General features: G+C 41.4%; 14 protein-coding genes and 1 pseudogene. 4 read left to right on the top strand and 11 right to left on the bottom strand.

What is annotated here, in order from left to right; genetic code table 11:
• Positions 1-75: 75 nt before the first annotated feature.
• The 11 genes and pseudogenes from RUMAL_RS14495 to RUMAL_RS14450 all read right to left on the bottom strand — a co-directional run bounded on the left by RUMAL_RS14495 (position 76) and on the right by RUMAL_RS14450 (position 14,272).
• A complete protein-coding gene (locus RUMAL_RS14495) occupies positions 76-264 on the bottom strand; it encodes a transposon-encoded TnpW family protein (protein WP_013499430.1) in 189 nt (62 codons plus the stop codon).
• 224 nt (positions 265-488) lie between these two features.
• Complete coding sequence (locus RUMAL_RS14490) at positions 489-893, bottom strand: hypothetical protein (protein WP_028504386.1); 405 nt, start codon at positions 891-893, stop codon at positions 489-491.
• Between the two features lie 261 nt (positions 894-1,154).
• Positions 1,155-2,135, bottom strand: a pseudogene (gene mobQ / locus RUMAL_RS20910) (MobQ family relaxase).
• Positions 2,136-2,427: 292 nt separating this feature from the next.
• On the bottom strand, positions 2,428-2,967 hold the full coding sequence (locus RUMAL_RS14480) for a hypothetical protein (RefSeq protein WP_013483890.1): 540 nt from the start codon (positions 2,965-2,967) through the stop codon (positions 2,428-2,430).
• Positions 2,957-4,468, bottom strand: coding sequence for an IS66 family transposase (gene tnpC, locus RUMAL_RS14475; protein WP_013483394.1), 1,512 nt, complete (start codon positions 4,466-4,468; stop codon positions 2,957-2,959). The genes RUMAL_RS14480 and tnpC overlap by 11 nt, the downstream gene beginning before the upstream one ends.
• 92 nt (positions 4,469-4,560) lie before the next feature.
• The gene (gene tnpB / locus RUMAL_RS14470; protein WP_013483393.1) at positions 4,561-4,917 is read right to left on the bottom strand and encodes an IS66 family insertion sequence element accessory protein TnpB; all 357 of its coding nucleotides are present in this window, start codon (positions 4,915-4,917) and stop codon (positions 4,561-4,563) included.
• A complete protein-coding gene (tnpA, locus tag RUMAL_RS14465) occupies positions 4,911-5,258 on the bottom strand; it encodes an IS66 family insertion sequence element accessory protein TnpA (RefSeq protein WP_013483804.1) in 348 nt (115 codons plus the stop codon). Before tnpA ends, tnpB begins: the two co-directional genes overlap by 7 nt.
• Positions 5,259-5,440: 182 nt before the next feature.
• Positions 5,441-9,427 (bottom strand): prenyltransferase/squalene oxidase repeat-containing protein, encoded by a 3,987-nt coding sequence (locus tag RUMAL_RS14460; protein ID WP_157865482.1) that lies wholly within the window; start codon positions 9,425-9,427, stop codon positions 5,441-5,443.
• A gap of 416 nt (positions 9,428-9,843) precedes the next feature.
• On the bottom strand, positions 9,844-10,203 hold the full coding sequence (locus RUMAL_RS14455) for a hypothetical protein (protein WP_013499427.1): 360 nt from the start codon (positions 10,201-10,203) through the stop codon (positions 9,844-9,846).
• Complete coding sequence (locus tag RUMAL_RS22735; RefSeq protein ID WP_013499426.1) at positions 10,200-10,328, bottom strand: hypothetical protein; 129 nt, start codon at positions 10,326-10,328, stop codon at positions 10,200-10,202. Before RUMAL_RS22735 ends, RUMAL_RS14455 begins: the two co-directional genes overlap by 4 nt.
• 26 nt (positions 10,329-10,354) lie before the next feature.
• On the bottom strand, positions 10,355-14,272 hold the full coding sequence (locus RUMAL_RS14450) for a polymorphic toxin-type HINT domain-containing protein (protein WP_013499425.1): 3,918 nt from the start codon (positions 14,270-14,272) through the stop codon (positions 10,355-10,357).
• A 546-nt stretch (positions 14,273-14,818) separates the two neighbouring features.
• Here RUMAL_RS14450 and RUMAL_RS14445 point away from each other — a divergent pair.
• The 4 genes from RUMAL_RS14445 (at position 14,819) to RUMAL_RS22725 (ending at position 17,563) form a co-directional block, all read left to right on the top strand.
• Positions 14,819-15,307 carry a P-loop nucleotide/nucleoside kinase family protein gene (locus tag RUMAL_RS14445; protein ID WP_013499424.1) on the top strand — a complete coding sequence of 163 codons (489 nt, stop codon included), beginning with the start codon at positions 14,819-14,821 and terminating at the stop codon, positions 15,305-15,307.
• 8 nt (positions 15,308-15,315) lie between these two features.
• Positions 15,316-15,903, top strand: a complete 588-nt coding sequence (locus tag RUMAL_RS14440) for an HAD family hydrolase (RefSeq protein WP_013499423.1) — start codon at positions 15,316-15,318, stop codon at positions 15,901-15,903.
• 173 nt (positions 15,904-16,076) lie between these two features.
• Positions 16,077-16,295, top strand: coding sequence for a carboxylesterase family protein (locus RUMAL_RS22730; RefSeq protein ID WP_050793296.1), 219 nt, complete (start codon positions 16,077-16,079; stop codon positions 16,293-16,295).
• 14 nt (positions 16,296-16,309) lie between these two features.
• Positions 16,310-17,563, top strand: coding sequence for a carboxylesterase/lipase family protein (locus RUMAL_RS22725; RefSeq protein WP_050793295.1), 1,254 nt, complete (start codon positions 16,310-16,312; stop codon positions 17,561-17,563).
• Positions 17,564-17,568: the final 5 nt, after the last annotated feature.

Raw genomic sequence — 17,568 nt, 5'->3', positions numbered from 1 at the left:
ATTTATAGTATACCACGTTCTTACGAGAACGTCAATATCTATTGACCCGCTGTTCCCTCGGATCATTTTATGTCGTCAAGATGACATCGCTTTGCATATCTCTTTTGTTACCAGTCGCTGGAGCAGATCTTCGAGGGATTCTCCGCATTCAAGATCGAAGTAGGTTTTGACGATGTAGGTCGTGTGACCGATCTTGTACTCTCGCACCGAATTAAGCTCGTAGCTCGGGTTCTTCTGTTCTTCTTTTGTAAATGTTGTTTTCAAATTCATTCTCCTCTCGTTTGAGGAGATGATGTTTTTGAAGTGGATCCGTTTACCTGCCGTAAGGAGTGACGGCAGGTATTTGAAGATTTTACAAATAATTATCAAGGCTGATGAGACCCCGAATCTGTTCCCGAAACACTGTCAGCAATAGCATGGACGAACGGCTCCTGCCGACAGCGGATAATTGTGCATAGGTATCACCCACCTTTTCTTTACTCTTTGATCTACGCTGATTCGCTGTCATCAGCGGGGATAGATTCAGCTGCCTCACCATTTTCTTCAACGGACTGTTCTTCCTGATTTTTAGCCTTAGCCGCTTCCTGTTCCTGCCTGTACTTAGCTATTACTTCATCGATGAACTCTACACAATCATCGTGCATGAACATGAAATCGATGATCTCACCATATTTGTCCAGCGGCAGATCAACAGTCATTTTGTTCCTGAACTTCTTGCCGACTGTCTGATTAGTCACCATTTCGGCTTTTTCCAGTTCGTCGGCAATCTCGGCATCGAGCTTCTTTTTCGCAGTCCGCATGGTTTTCATTTTATTTTGCAGCCGTGTCATCTCATCTTCATACTCTTTTGACTTCTCGATTTTTTCTTCTGTTGTCAGCTTTTTGTTACTCAATAGCATTCTCCTTTCCTTGAGGGCAATTCTGCCCCTGCTGCATACGCAGCTATTCGCATACGCGAAAGTTTGACATGGCGGTAAGTTTTGTGAATTTTTTATTCGATAGTCATTACCCACCATAACCCCGTAGGGCGCACTTATACAAACTCTTCGAGTTTGAAGTGCGCCAAAGAGAGAAAACTCCCTCTCTGGACTCTCCCTTATGCAAGCGATACCGCTGGGGTGCCATACAGCACGTGTTTGAATATGCTGCTATAATTACCGCTTAGGCTTTTTGGACGGTGCAGATTTCTGTTGCGTATTGCTCCGGTCGTCCCTTTCAGGGTTATGTTTCCTGAACTGAGTTAGCAGACTAATGGCTTTTTCCTTTACGGACTTTGGTACAAATAATTCGTACTTATCTTGATTGTAGAAAATAAACTCACATGGTACATTGTGACTTTGCAAGTATTTCTCATACTGTTCCAGCACAGGCATTTCATCATGTATCGTGAAAGCCTCCGACACCTTACACCCGATATTGGTTTCGATGTATTCAATCGTATTCTGCTTATGCTCCGAGCTAAAAGCCAGCATCTTATTTTCAAGCTCTGCAATCTCAACTTCAAGATTGCGCCGCCTGATTCTTCTGTTCTTATTTCCCTTATCGGTCTTGAAGCCCTTGCGTTCAACAGCACAGACCTCGACACCAAGATGTATCTGCGGTATTCGATCTATGCCCTGATCCTTGTAACTTCGATGATCGACCCGAGCGTCCGAAACGAAATACAATTTGTGATTGCACCAATCTGCCCAGCGCTCACGCCACTCCAACAGAAGTTTGCGGTCATTCCACGTTCGTTCCTTTTGTGTGAATCCATTCTTTTCCACGCGGCGGGTGGTCAGCAGAATATGCACATGAGGATTTCCGTCGTCCTTGTCGTGAATGGCAAAATCACAGCACATACCTTTGCTTACAAAACACTGCTCGCAGAACTGCCGCACCAGATCAATCTGATCTTCTCTCGACAGCTCGCATGGCAATGCAGCGTTGATACTCCGGGCTGTTTGGGAGTTCTTACGCTTTTCAACACATTCGGCAGCGTTCTAGAGTTTGGCTCTGTTGCTGTATTCGGGCGGTGCAGATTTCGGAAGCAGTATCTCCTTGTGGACGACTTCATACTTATTTCGGTAATCGTGAATCTTACCGTCGCGCTCATTCTTTATCTTTTCACCTGCTATGTACGCAACACTTGCCACGCATGACCCGCCACTTGTCCGCGTGACCATTTTGACGTTGAAATGATATATTGCGGGTATCAGTCCTCCTTTCGGTTTGGATCAATCTTGATATGTGCATATGTTCGACTGCACTTTATATTATAGCACTAATGTTCGTATTTGTCAATAGCCTTTAGAATGTTTGTTCGGAAATTTAATGTAAATGGTATTAGTAAGGCTTGACTTTATCGTTCTCGTGGTATAACAGTAAGCGTATAACCCCCCGCATCATAAAAGCAAACAGCCGGGCAGATAACACCCGGCCGTAACATCATATTCTGGCTTTGATTTCTCCATTTCTCTTTGCGTCCATGTATATTTCTTTGAAATCAGCTTTGCTGTTCGGACCGAATATGATCGGCATAACAGATACCAGGCCATCGGAAATGATCGCATTTTTAAATGGCAGAAGCGCTGCATCAAGCAAAGTTGGCATCGGTGCATTTCTCAGCATTTCCTCCCAACTGCTGACAATGCCGTTTACAAGAAAAACAGAATTGTCATCGATCGATATAAATACCGATCCCTTTTTCCAATGTCGCTCAATGATAAATCTGCCGGTGATGCACCCTTTCCAGCTTTTAAGTATCTCCATGTGTTCTTCGGGCAGATCCGATCGCTCAAGATAATCATCAATGATCCATGTCCGTTCCCATAAAAAGTGGGCAACCTCCGCAGCGTCCTGTGGGTCGATCATTCCTTGCCCGAAATAATCTTCCTCAGGAAGTATATGATATTCTCTGTTCACATAGTCAAGCAGTGGAAAAAACAGTTCATAAAACAGCTTTGCATCTTCATTACTAAGTTTCATTTTCTTCCCTCCATGGTAATAATATCGTCCCCGCAGGCTGTGAAAACAGCTCGGTCAGGTATTTCTCAGCATCAACACCGTTCGCCTGTGCAGTTGAAATGATCGAATACAGCGTTGCACTTGATCTGGCTCCGTTTGCTGTATTTGAAAACAGCCAATTTTTTCGGCCTAACGCAAACGGTCTTATTGCGTTTTCGGCTCTGTTGTTGTCGATAGGCACGTCTCCGTTTTCAAGAAACGTGTAAAGATATTTCCGTTCATTCAACGCATATCTTACTGCATCTGTCAGCTTGCCCTTACCACTGACCTGAACATTTTCAAGCCACGCAAAAAACTCGTCAAGCAAAGGCTTTACCTTCACAAGGCGCTGTTTATATCTGTATTCTGTGGAGCTGTCGGCAAGCAGATTTTCTTCGTGATATATCTTGTTGAAATATTCTACTGCCTTTGCCGCAACAGAAGTGCTGTGCAGCTTTTGGTCGTTCGGAAGAGCCTGAATAAAACCACGCCTTGCATGAGTCATACAGCCGCATCGCTTAGCACCCTCGACTGCATTGTAGGCATCGTATCCGTCACAGATAAGATAGCCGATAAATCCTTTCAGGAAATTCGAGGCGTGCTCACCCTTTCGTGTCGGCTGATAATCGAAAATGATGATGCTCCTGTCATTCATTTTGCCGTTGCAGTAGACCCACATTCTTGATGTCGTGGTAGGCTTTCGGCCTTCCTCGTGAAGCACCTGAACGGTCGTTTCATCGGCATGGATCATCTGCCCTGCGATAAGCGTCTCATGCATTTTCTCCACAATCGGCAAACACCATTTTTCGGCAGCAGTGCCTACCCAATTAGACATAGTCGCTTTGAGCAGAGGTATGTTTTTGGAATTAAAGTCCTTTTCCTGACGGTGCAGAGGTACTGACTTTGCATATTTTTCGTAGATGATATGAGCCAGAAGTTCGGGAGAGCAATAGCTTCCCGGGATCATAGCGTGAGGATATGGCGCACGGATGATATGACAAGGTTCGTCCCTTTCTTCGGGCTTTTCTCCGCACTCGGGACACTTGTACTTATGTACTATATGCCTGCGGATATGATATTTTGGCGGCGTAAATATAAGTTCATCGTAAGCCTTTTCGGGAGTCAGTTCTTCCATTTCGGCGCCGCATATTTCGCATACCGGGTTGTCAATTTTGTGATGTTCTTCTTTTACAGGCAGATTGTTCATCCATTCATCGTGAGTGCGTTTTTTCTTGCGCTTGTGTTCGGGAACAGTAATTGTTTCGGCAGATTTAGCTGCGGATTTTTCTTCATTGTTTCCGAACATGGAAAGCTGAACACCGAACTCCTTTTCCATAACAACAGATGTCTGCTCTGTTTTTCTTCCGAATATCTGCTTTCTGAACCACGCTAACTGCTGATTGGCAAGTGCTAGTTCTTCCTTGAGAACAGCGTTTTCATTACGGAGCGATACAATTTCCGATGTCATATTTGGTTCGGACATAAAGCACCCCTCCGTTCGTGATGATACTTTAATGATACCACGAAAAGAGGGGCTTTTCAAGCACATATTCTGAATATTCGGTAAGTATTGCCTTAATACAGCGCCCCCGGCTTTCCCTCACGGATAGCCTTCGGCTGCTCTATTTTCAAGCCTTCCAGAAGCCAGCGAATTTGCTGAGATGTGAGCATTACTGCTTCGGTCTCACTGCGCGGCCACTGGAATCTTCCGTTGTCAAGGCGCTTGTACAACAGCAGAAAACCATCGCCCTCCCACAGCAGACCTTTGATGCGGTCACAACGTCTGCCGCAGAACAAAAACAATGCTTTCGAGAACGGGTCAAGTCGAAGCTGAGCCTGAACGATAGTCGCAAGTCCGTCTATCCCGCGTCGAAGGTCGGTGTATCCCGTAACAAGATAGACCTGTGCGTCCGCTGCCAGATCATTCAGCATAGCTCATGCACCAAAGCGGTCAGAGTGTCCGCAGATATATCTGCCGGAAGAGATATTTGAAGTCCGTTTTTCTCAATGCGGATATTTTCGTTTGAGCAAGGAACTGATACAGGAACGATGGTCGGAGAATTTTCGATATACTTTTCACGAACTTTTCTTAGGCGGTTGTAATACGTGTTTGGCTTGATCCCTTTTTCTTTGCACCATTCCCGGATCGTCAGACCGCTTGCCTGCTGTGCTTTGATCTGCGCAGACCATTCCTGAAGCTGCATTTCTTTTTGATTGTTGTGATGGATGTTGTTTTGTCCATACCTGTTACCTCCTTGTCTAATCGTCTCCAATGAACTCCATGGATCAATTTGGATTATTCAATTTACTTCATGGTGTTCCTTGGAGTTTATTATACTTTATTAGACTTCGGTGGGGTAGGTGCTGGGGGTTATACGCTTACGTATAACAAAAGTGCAGCAGATGTTGGTCTGCTGCACTTTTTAGTAGGTCATTTATTATTTGTAGTCTACCGTTAATTAAACTGGTTCAAATCTCGATCAAATGTTTCACCATTAAAGATACTACCCTGGAATATGATATTCTTAGCAATGATCCTTCCGTGAATATTGAAGTTGTTTGATTCGATCCTTACTGTTCCGTTTGGAGCATAGATAATACCCTTGATATCCACATCAGTTGACCTGATAGTTATATCTTTTTCACTGCAAATAAGGATACCTTCATCGGATGATGAAGCAAAGCAGTTGCTGGGATCAATGATCAGGGATTTACTGCTGAATATATCAGAGTCAGCTACAACACTGTTTCCGTAGATCCTGAATTCATTTTCGTTCTCACTTGTCCAGCCGTTTTCAATGCTGAGTATTGTTTCCTCTAATCTCGATTTAATTACACTCAGTACATCAGGGAATTCAATAAACTCAGAAGTGATCGGATCATTTTCAAGCAGTGTCTGCCAAGTATTGAACTGTGCTCCTGATACTGATGAACAATCACCTTCGACTGTAATAATAGAGCAGTTTGCTTCAACATTGGAATTTGAGTGCATACTGCCGTATACATTCATAAGCCAGCCGTTCATCTGAATACCCTTTATTGACGCATCATCATTCATAGAAAACAGAACGTCGACTCCCATAAATGAGAAATCAAAGCCGTCAAGCATAAAGCCATCGCCCGGTAATTCAATTGTCTGACCGTTCTCTGTTGTTACTTCATAAGTGATAAGGTATTCCTTACCGCCTCTTGAAGTGAAATCATTTGCAGGAACAACACTGAATGAATCTGTATTGTTTTCTCCAATGGAGAGGTCAATAACTTCTTCTCTTTCATAGACTACCTTTTCATGTGCTACGTCTATGATCTTGATATTGATCGTTCCATTTTCAATATCGTATCTTCCAATATTTTCGATATATCTGGTTATATCAATAGTCTCATCAGCCTTAAACAGCTTACCTGATGTATTCAGATAACCTGTCAGCTCATACTGTGGCAGTTCATGATTCATTACTTCGAAAACAGCCTGGCTTTCAGACACCAATATGTCACCATCGTAAACATTGGAAATTATAGTATACTGTCCTTCGGGCTGATCTGCAATATTCCATATCTCTGAAACCTCGACATAGCTTTTTGTCATGATCTCACTAAGAGTTTTAGAGTATTCTGTGATTACATTGCCCTCAGAATCCGCGATGGTAATTACATTTGTAAGTCCCTTTGCAGCTCTGATGTCAGAATTATTGTGTATTCTATCGAAGATATTTACGTCTTCATATTCGTAGTATGCCTCTTTATCAGTTGTGACCTGATTGGTGATCTTTCCTTCAGAGCCAATAACAGGAAGTGTTATCTTATCAAGTGTCTTGACTCTTGCGATGTTGTTTTCATCAGTATAATCAAGTCTGATGTTCTTTAAAAGTATAGCATCAATACCCGATGTCAGATTATTCAAATCAACGGGTACTACAAAGCTGATAGTCTCACCTTCATGTAGTTTATCATACTGCTGAACAAAAGATGAGCCGTCAGGCAGTTCACCAGTTATAGTAAGGTCTGTTGCTACAACAGCATCAGGATTCAGAATTCGTTTAGCTTCTTCTGTATCAATGATATTTTTCTTAATTGTATTGACTGCGGTTTTATCTGAATACTCATAGAAAGAAGCATTGTCCGGGATAAGCTGAGCTATACGCCGATACTGTTCCGTAGAGTCTTCATCGCCAAGTCCGATAAATGTTATGTTCTTATCAACAATCTTCTGCGCAACATTTTTCTGTACTTCCTCATCATCAAGATCTTCGATGGGAGTATCACTAAGGCTTATAACATATCTGCTATTGTCACTTTCAAAATTGTAATTATCAAGAACATTCAGGAGCTTTTCGCCCTTGATGGTCTGCATTGTAATATTTGCAAATGTAAAATATGATCTCTGACTACAACTATGACTTGCATGACTGGTGATCGGTCCATAGCCATTACCGTGGATATTAGGAAGCTCTGCGTTATCGATCACAATGTCATCGCCATCCCATAGGGAAACAGTGTCGCTGTTTGCAACGATCTTAATGTGATGTTCCGCATAAACATCTTTAAATTGGAATTTCTGGATTGCTTTTCCGGCATAGCCATTGTTTCTGAATGTATCGAGATTCACCTTATCTAATTCATATAATCTCAATCCATCACGCATAATGAGAACATAATATCCGCTAATCGTATTTGCTTCTGAATCAATCTCGGTATTAAAGAGGAAGCCACCTCCGTTCATACTATGCCAGTCAGTCTTATCCCTCTGAATATCGAAGGTAAATATCTTCTGTGAATCATTCTCATCAGGAACAAACAGGAAATCCTTATACGGTACATAACGATATCCAAGCATCTGAATATTCGTTTTATCAGATACAATATGTTTTGTATATCCGGTTTGTGTATCATATCCTGGGTGATCATATTCTATCCATTCATGAGCGTCTTTCGCAGAAAGGAATGATGTTGAAACATTGCTGAGATTTACAATATATCCCATGCTTTCAAGCTTATCCTTGATCGTTTCGATTTCTGCAGCATATTTGTCGATAAGATCAGTATTCTCAGATGAGGTTGTGAATATAAGGTCAACGACCCTTTCATCACGCAGATTTAATGTTACTTCTGCATTATCATCTATCTCTGTAAGGTAGTCCTTGTCAGTAGAGTAGGTTATGGCAACGCTCTTGTCAGATACAAAGTAGTTTGTAGTAGTCTGAGCGATCTGGTTTTCTCCTGACATAAGCTCTGCTTTGATGATATATGCATTTCTTTCAGAGGTATCGGGAGTAAAGCTGCCAAGCTGAATGTAGTTCATAGCCACATCGGCTTCGGTAATATCAACTGTATCTTCGGAAATCACAGTACCTGAAACATCAGTAACTGTCCAGTTGATAGAAAGCTGATCATCCTCTGTAAAGTTGCTGATATCAAATTCTGCTGTAACATCAACAGGATCAGTATCACCAACTCTTGAATAAGGCTGACTCAAAGCAAGTGTAATGCTATCAACTGCTAAACGATGCTGAATTCTGAAAGTCTGTTCAAATGACTTTGCAACCTCATCATTTGAGTCGCGAATTATCTCAGCACGAACAGTATACTCTCCATCAGGATTTTCCGCAGTATTCCATACTGCTTTATCGCCATCAAGAGGAATAGCTGTACCGTCAGGCTTAATGATTGACATTTCAAAATGTGCCTTATTGGTTTCAAACTCATTGATAACGCTGATATTGACGTTTTCGTTTGAGTTGAAAGCTGACACAGCGTAGCCCTTATAATTGGTGATAGCGATATTATCAATATTAGCTACCAGTGCATTCTGCTCTCTTACAAGCAGCTCAAGGTAAAGTGCCGTAGCCAAAGGATCATCAAACACTCCGCCATCTTCTGCCTGTAAAGCATAGTATGCGGATACATCATAGCGGCCATCCCTTTTCAGACTGTACAGTGCAGAATAGAAGTGCTGATACACTGTATCAAGGTCATATGCCGAAAGATCCTTCAAGGCCGGAAACGTTGTATCAAGATAGCCATCGAGTGCTTTAAAAGTATCTTCAAGATAGTATGACAGCACTGGATTGACATCTATTGTGTCAACAAGGATATTAGCGATGTCGGCAGTAAGATAAGCATTAGAGCTTAATCCCTGCTGATAGCTAAAGCCACCGTCCTCATTTTGCAGTGATGCTATGTAAAGCGCGGCATTTGTCATTGCTTCGGTCTCACCTATATCGGTCAAAGCCTTTAATGCCAGCTTTGTGTCGATGATGTCGCTGGTGTAGCCTTCGTCAAGACCGAAGCCTCCGTCGGGGTTTTGAATGGATAAAATCCAAGTAATAGCACTATCATCGACGATTTCATCTACAAGTAGATATTTAGCTACATCATCGATATTATTATAGTCATTTTCCCATATATAATCGGCGGAATCATTGACCATCATTTTCAAAAACATGATTTGATTATCATTTATGAAATTAACATTGGTATATATATATTCCAATGTATTAATTATTTCTGAAGTGTAGTCTCGATTATTTTTGACCCACGCATTCTCATAATTTTGAGTTTTACTAAAATAAATTAAAGAGTTGTCGATTAATTCATCAAAAGACTTAACAGGATTTATAGGGTCGTGAGAAATAGCTCCACAATGAATTGACATCGATAAAACAAAATGGGTTGTCAATATCGCTATTCCTCTTTTTAAAAGATTCATATATTAATCCTCCTAATTGTTGTTGACCTAAATCTATGAAGTCAAAATAAACAGAATAATTTAAGTAAGCAAAGTATTACGTTTCGTTAATGCTATGTTGTTTATTTTTTAGATTCAGATGTATATAAAACAGTTTTTGTAGAAAAACTATTTTATAATCTACTTATGAATACTTTATAACCATCTTCTATTGCCAATTTCAAAAATGCGCAGATAATAACCAACACTTTTTGACTCATTTCATCTAAATCAGCAATGTTAATAGATGTGAATTTATGATAAGCATCCCGTATATCTTTAAGTTCCCAAATTTCATCATCATACCAACCAATATACATATGATAAATATAAGCTATACCAGTCCAGCCTGTTGGTTCAGGATAAATTAAAGACATTATCCTATCAAAATAACCTTCCCATAAAGCAATTGCACATTCATTATTACATTTTTTGGCTATAAATCGAATTTCAGGTTCACCCTCAAACCTTGAATAAAAAGTGTAATCTATCATGGTGTTGGCTCACATCCTAAATCTAGCATTTCTAATTGACTAATTGAAGCAGTACCACATAAAATTGACATCAATAAAACAAAATGTGTTGTCAATATCATTATTCCCATTTTTATAAGATTCATATATTAATCCTCCTAAGTGTAATCTATCATGGTGCTGGCACATGTCCTAAATCTAACATTTCTAATTGACTAATTGAAGCAGTGCCATCGTGATACGCATCAATTGCGGCTTGCCATTTGAAACGAGGAACCCATTCTTCACCAACCAAAATATGAGTTACTCTACTTTGACCTGTGGGTGTACCACGTGTAACTCTAGTAACTACCCATGAATTACCCTTACCTTCAGGAGCACCTGGAGTACGGGTATGCCATCTTACTTCATATTTGTACGCATCGGTACTCCATTTATACTCAATCTGATCGTAACCATTTTTATGTTTGATGTTCCCTTCTACATTTTCAGGTATTTCAATAGGAGATTCTTTTGCCAGTTCGGAGGTTTTACCTTCCCAATCTTTAGCTGTAGTTTTTCCTCCGATTTTACTGTTAGGTTCTGCACAATCATTATTATGAACACCAATTCCATTGTCACCAACAAAGTAAGTGTGATTATTAGAGACTCTGAAATTAAACACGTCAACAGAAGATTCTAAAATTTCATGCTGAATCATTGTAATAACGGCATATTCACCATTAACAGTAATAAGAATATCGCCTGCTCTTAATTTTACCGCATCAACAAATCCCTTTTGCGCAACATAGAACGGATGATCAGGAGTAGTAGAAATGATCTCACCATTAACAGAAATCTTTATCAACTCATCAATTTGACGAACGAAAGTTTCTTCAACTACCTGATTGGATACTTTTAACGTTGCCGGGTCAAAACTCTTAACAATATCTCCAGCTTTAATACACTCTATCGGAGTGTATCCACATGAAGTAGATATTAATGTGCCAGCAATAAAGCAAGCTCCACCCTTTGCTTTACCAGCTTCTTCGTTTGCCTGTTCAATGGTATTCTTTCCTTCTGTATTTTCACCAGCAGGAGTCTTTCCTCCCGTGCCTTCACCGTTTGGATTACCACCTTCTGTGCCTTCGCCAGCAGGAGTTCTTCCTCCGGTGCCTTCACCGGCTGGATTACCACCTTCTGTTCCTTCGCCAGCTGGAGTTCTTCCTCCGGTGCCTTCGCCAGTTGGATTACCACCCTCTGTTCCTTCACCTGAAGGAGTTCTTCCGCCGGTACCTTCGCCTGATGGAGTCTCCATCCATTTATCTAAACCTTCAAAAGCCCATATAGTTAAACCAAATGATGCGAGTTCGATCATAGCTTCCTGGAATTCACGTACATTAAATTCATCACCTGAAAAAGCATTATACAAATGAGTTCCAATACTATATCCTGCTACAAAAGACATCACACAACCAAATATAATCATCGGATAAAATAACACGTGAAATGCGATAACAAGGTCTAAACACATTAGTCCGATACAAATACCATCTAATACGTTTATTGCAGTATTAAGAAGAACTTCCCACCAAGCCATAGCACCGCCAGCCATTCCACCTGAAATCATGTATCCGCAAGCGCATGTATCAGGATCAAGCACCATATAGCCAACGCCAGTCCACTGGTGTATTGTTATTTCGCGTTCAGGAATTATAATGATCTTTCCTGAATTAACCGAAGAACGGATATCACTGATCAAATGATCAGATAAAGTAAGCTGTGCAACTTCGCTATCAAGATTTTCCTTAGTGATATAGTGGATCGGAATACTATTCTGTTGTGCATACTGCAACGCTTTTATAGTTGAAACAGATTCAACTCCTGTAACTTGCTCTAAAATACCATGTTCCATCGCAGAAGCATACATACCTGCTTCAAGCATGAACTTCTTTTCAGATTCATTACTATTATCATTTGAAACAACACAATGTACATCGTGTCCGATATCAAGGAACACTCCGCCTTCCTTTAATTCGGAAGGAACGCCAAACGTATAAGTAACGTTAGCATTAAAGCCGATTATTCCCAAGCTTAGGGAACGTGTAGCTGTAACATTGTGAACACCTGCAACGACTTCATTATATGTATCAAGCTGAGAGAAATAAAGTTTACCTATTGCATACAGCATTTCACCCATGTAACTTTCGTTATAGCAATTATCTTCCGTCATTTTAGAGGAGAAATTATCGACTACAGATTTTACATTATTTAATTCTATCTCAGAAACATGACCGTAATCTAAAACGATGGAATACATTCCGCCAACAGTTACATTATTTGTTATTTCGCTGTTATTCTGACTGGAAGCTTTATTGCCAAGGGTAATAATGTATTTTTGGGTGTAACCTGTATTACATACACCACCTTCAGCTATAACTTCTCCATCAATAACAAATTGAGGTTTCATTTTGACGAGATATGTCGGAGTTGAGAAAATACTACCATATTCTGAAATAACATCACTATCAGCCTGTGTTGCAGGAACATAAGTTAATGTGAGTCTTTTTCCGTAAACATCAGGTGCATAAATGGTTTTATTGATATAATCATCACCATAGATACTGTTTCCCGAAGCCGAATTACCAAACAGCTTAAAGTTGATGGTATCAGTGTAATCAAGAGGGATATCGTCATATCTCTCTGTATCAGAAGCGTTATTATACGGCAGTGAAAGCGGTAAATATCCTAAATCTTCATAGATTATCTCTTTGCCACCGAAAACCTGAGCAACAGAATCATAACCGTTTTCAAGCATATACTTTACAAAAGCCGATTCCTTGCCATCAACCAATTTCGCTATGGTTGAAACACTTACTCCATTGATAACTGAATTTTCATTGAGATAATTTGATTCATCGCTCATATAAGCGTTAATTGTCTCAAGGTCATTACCGTCAAGATGTGTTGCTTTCTTGAAAGAAGCATCAAGCGGAATCCAAAGGCGTTCGCCGGAACGATTACCTGTTCCTCGATAATCCGTATAAGGAACATATGCTTCGACCCATGTATGCTCTAATCTGACCGCAACTGTTTCACCGTTAGAGATCATTCCCGTAGTTGGGATTCCAAGAGCAGCAATTGAGCGTATAGCTACATTGATGTCATCTGTAGCAGTCCATTCCATGGCCTGTTTAGCTGTGATCTCAATTTCTCCTGTCGCATATCGTGCAGGGATATTCCTGTCACGAAGTACACCGATCAGGAGGCTGGCTATATCATAGTCATTTCCGGCTTTTTCAGCAGAAGCACCGACAGCACCCTTTCGTGAGCCGAAATAGAACTCCATCATGTAGTTGTTTTTGATGTACTGATATACTTCAAGCACACTCTCAAAATCAGCAAATTCAGTCCTTACATCATCATTAATTATAGTATCGTTTGTCTGCTGAAGATCATTGCTTGAATAACTGTCGTCATCAATCTGATAATTGGTAACTGATTCGGGATTATATGTTGAATAGGTGATATTATCTTCCGAAATATCGTTAAACGGTAGATCATCAGCAAGTGAAACATAAGGTTTTTCAGGATTGATCAAAGCTGAAATATCTGCCATTACTGTTTCATAATTTTCAACAGTAACATTTGACAGTAATTCCTCAAGATCATTGTAACCTGATACGACGGTGTTCTGATATTCAGAAAAATCAGCTGAGCCATTGTCGCTCCCCCTTAATTCATCAAGAGTACGAGCTTTTAGCTCTGAGATCTGTTTGCTGAAATCAGCAACGCTTTTCTCAAGTTCCTCACTTGACTCCACGTTCTCCGGCATATTAGCAAATGCTTCGGCCAGTGATTGACTCGCTTTGCCCATATATGTCGTATTCTCTGCCAACACAAGTTCACTAACATCCCTGAGTTCCGTATTTGGGAACAAGTCTGTACTGTAATCAAGTGTTTGGGTTAACAAATTAGTTGATTTGGGCTTGCTTTTCTCTGCGACAATCGGAGCATAGTTATCTCCGACCACATAAACGCAGGTCATTGTTATGGCAAGCACCATAGCAATCAACTTATTTGTTGGTTTGCGCTTGGGTATTGTGTTCATTAACACGACTCCTTTCATAGTATGTAAATCCATTAGATTTACAAAAATAGACATCCAATATTATATCGCATTAAGTTTATTAATGTCAAGTTATGAACCGAAATTATAATCATAATCATGGAAGATAACAATAATCACATAAAGCAGAAGAATATTATGGCTATTTTAGTAAATTCCAAAGCTCATAAGATGTTAGATAGCATCCAATAAATTATACTAAATAGGTTCATTGATCATTGGATCTACAATAATACAATTAACTCAAAACAAAACTGACTACGCTTGAATCGCGTAGCCAGCTCGTTACAAAAGAATTAATATTTTATATCATCCAAAGCTTTTACAAACAGTACGAATAAAGTAGAGTGTTAAGTTTTTTTAGGATCCGCTGTATATCGTCTATATAGGATGTTGTTAGTTTACTAAATACTTCTTTATCGCTACCCAGATAAAGCTCTCCTCCTTGGCATTCCCGGAAAGTTAGTCACTTCTGTTGACAATCCCGATTCTATATGCTATATTTGGTGTGATAGAGGAGGCAGAAAAATGGCAAAAGTAATTTCATTGTGCGGGCTTGTATGTACGGGGAAATCAACCTATGCAAAAAAACTGTGCAGAGACAGAAAAGCGGCTCTGCTTTCGGTGGACGAGATAACGCTGGCACTGTTTCCCGATGGTGCAGGGGATATGCTGGATACATACGTTGAAAGAACGGAAAAACTTGTATTCGCAAAGGCTTGTGAGTATGCGGAAGTCGGTATTGACAGCGTGCTGGATATCGGCTTATGGACAAGGTCTGAGCGTGATGAAGTGCGGGAGTATTTCGCACAGAAAGGTGTTGTATTCGAGATACACTACATCACCGTTCCGCATGAGGAATGGCTCAGACGGATAGAAAAGCGAAATTCCGCTGTAATGGCAGGGAAGTGTTCCGCTTATTATGTTGATGAGGGACTTGCAGAGAAATGTCTGGGAGCTTTTGAAGAGCCGCAGGCTGACGAAGAGGTATATACAGTAAATGATTATCGGATATAGGAGGAAATATGGATATTATTTTTGATATCGGCAAGGTGCTGATAGATTTTGACTTTGAGGAATTTGTCGGGAGGTACGTTGATGCCGACAAAGCCGACCGCGTCACAAAGGCGATGTGGGGAAACCCCGATTGGATCGAACTTGACAGGGGAGTACTGCCCGTTGAGGATGTGCTGCAAAAATTCATAGCACAGGCACCTGACTGCGAGTGGGAGATACGCCGCGTATTTTCACAGCTTGGCAATATACCGCAGTTGAAAGATACTACCATACCCATGATAAGGGAGCTTAAAAAGCGGGGACACAGGGTGTTCTTTCTATCAAACTTTTTTGAATTCCTTCTTCATGCTGCACCCGAAGCACTTAGATTCACCCGTGAAACTGACGGTGGTATCTTCTCCTGCAACGAGAAGATAGTCAAGCCCGACCCTGCCATATATGAACTTATCTGCGAGAGGTACGGCATTGAAAAGGAGAATGCAGTGTTCATTGATGACAGCCCGAAAAATGTCCGCGGTGCTGAAAATGTGGGCATAAGGGCAATACTGTTTACAGGTCAGTCTACCGATGAACTGTTTGAGCAGATCGGTGTATAGTCTTAATATGGTATGTGAGCCTGCTTTTTCGGGAAAGTGACAATTATCTAATTATTGGAAATTTGTACGTAAATATAGCAATAATTGGTCAAAAAAATGTGTTATCTGTCTTGCAATAATCAGTTATCAATGATACAATATACTTAAAAATGTTACAGTAAGGAGTTGATATTATGTTGAGGATAACTAATACCGAAAACGGCAAGGTACGTGGATTGCCTGCGGCTGACCCGAGGATAACATCCTTTAAGGGAATACCGTTTGCGGCTCCGCCTGTAGGTGAGAACCGCTGGAGAGCACCTCAGCCCTGTGAGAACTGGGAGGGTACCCGCGATTGCTTTGAGTATGCGCCTATATCGGTGATGATATATACTGCCGCGAATGGCACGTAGACCCCGATATACCCATGGGTGAGGACTGCCTGTATCTTAATATATGGACGAACGCAAAGACAGGCGATGAGAAGATGCCTGTACTTGTATGGTATTTCGGCGGTGCATTTCAGTGGGGATATACCGCTGAGATGGAGTTTGACGGCGAAAGGCTGGCAAGGCGCGGAATAGTAGTTGTTACGGTGAATTACAGACTGGGGGCTTTGGGCTACCTTGCACACCCTCAGCTTACGGCAGAGCAGCCCGATGCTCCGTGTAATTTCGGTCCGCTGGATCAGCAGGCAGGACTCAGATGGGTTCGGAGGAATATCGCAAATTTCGGCGGCGACCCTGATAATATCACTATTGCAGGACAATCCGCAGGCGGCGGCGGTGTAATGGCGCAGATGGCAAGCAAGAGCAACGAAGGCGATTTCCAAAAGGCTGTGATGATGAGCGGACTTTTCAAGAACCCTTATGTGAGAAATGAATTCTTTATACCCCGTACTCTGAGAGATGCTGAAAAGCTGGGTGTAATGCTGTTTGATGAACTGGGGGTCAAGACCCTTGAAGAGGCGAGAAAGCTGGATGCGCAGTTTATACGCCGCACTTACAGTGATCGGATGATAAATAAGGGCATGATGTTCACCATAGTAAATGACGGGATCTTCTGCACAGGCGATCCTCTTGAAGGATTCTGTGACGGAACACGCAGTCGTGTGCCTGTTATGGCGGGCAATACCGGCGATGAGTTTTTTGAGTTCATCCATGCAGAAAATGAAGATCGGCTGAAGGAACTGGCAGAGAAGTATTTCGGTGATTCCGCTGAAGAATTTCTGTCTTATCCCGAGGCTCATATACAATACGGACAGGGCTATGCCCCTGTATCTGCCCCCGAAATGGGTGTGAAAGCTGCATTTCTTGCGGAAAGCAGAATGGCTGATGCAAAGCCATGTTACTATTACCGCTTTGTTCCCGATATCCCAGGTGACGATCACCCGGGTACTTTCCATTCCGTTGACCTCTGGTTCTTCTTTGAGACACTGGCTAAGGATACCAGACCTTTTGAAGGCAGGCACTACGATCTCGCAAGACAGATGTGTGATTACTGGGCAAATTTCATAAAGACAGGCGACCCTAACGGATATGACATCAACGGAAACAAGCTTCACGAATGGAGATGCTATACCGATGCTGACCGCGCCGAGATGGAGTTCACCTCAGACGGTGCTGTGGCAGGAGTTGAAAACAGTTCGTATACTAAATTTTTGCTTGACCATGTAAAATGAAGGAG

The sequence above is a fragment of the Ruminococcus albus 7 = DSM 20455 genome, assembly GCF_000179635.2.
Classification (GTDB): Bacteria; Bacillota; Clostridia; order Oscillospirales; family Ruminococcaceae; genus Hominimerdicola; species Hominimerdicola alba.
This window is presented reverse-complemented; position numbering and strand designations above follow the sequence as displayed.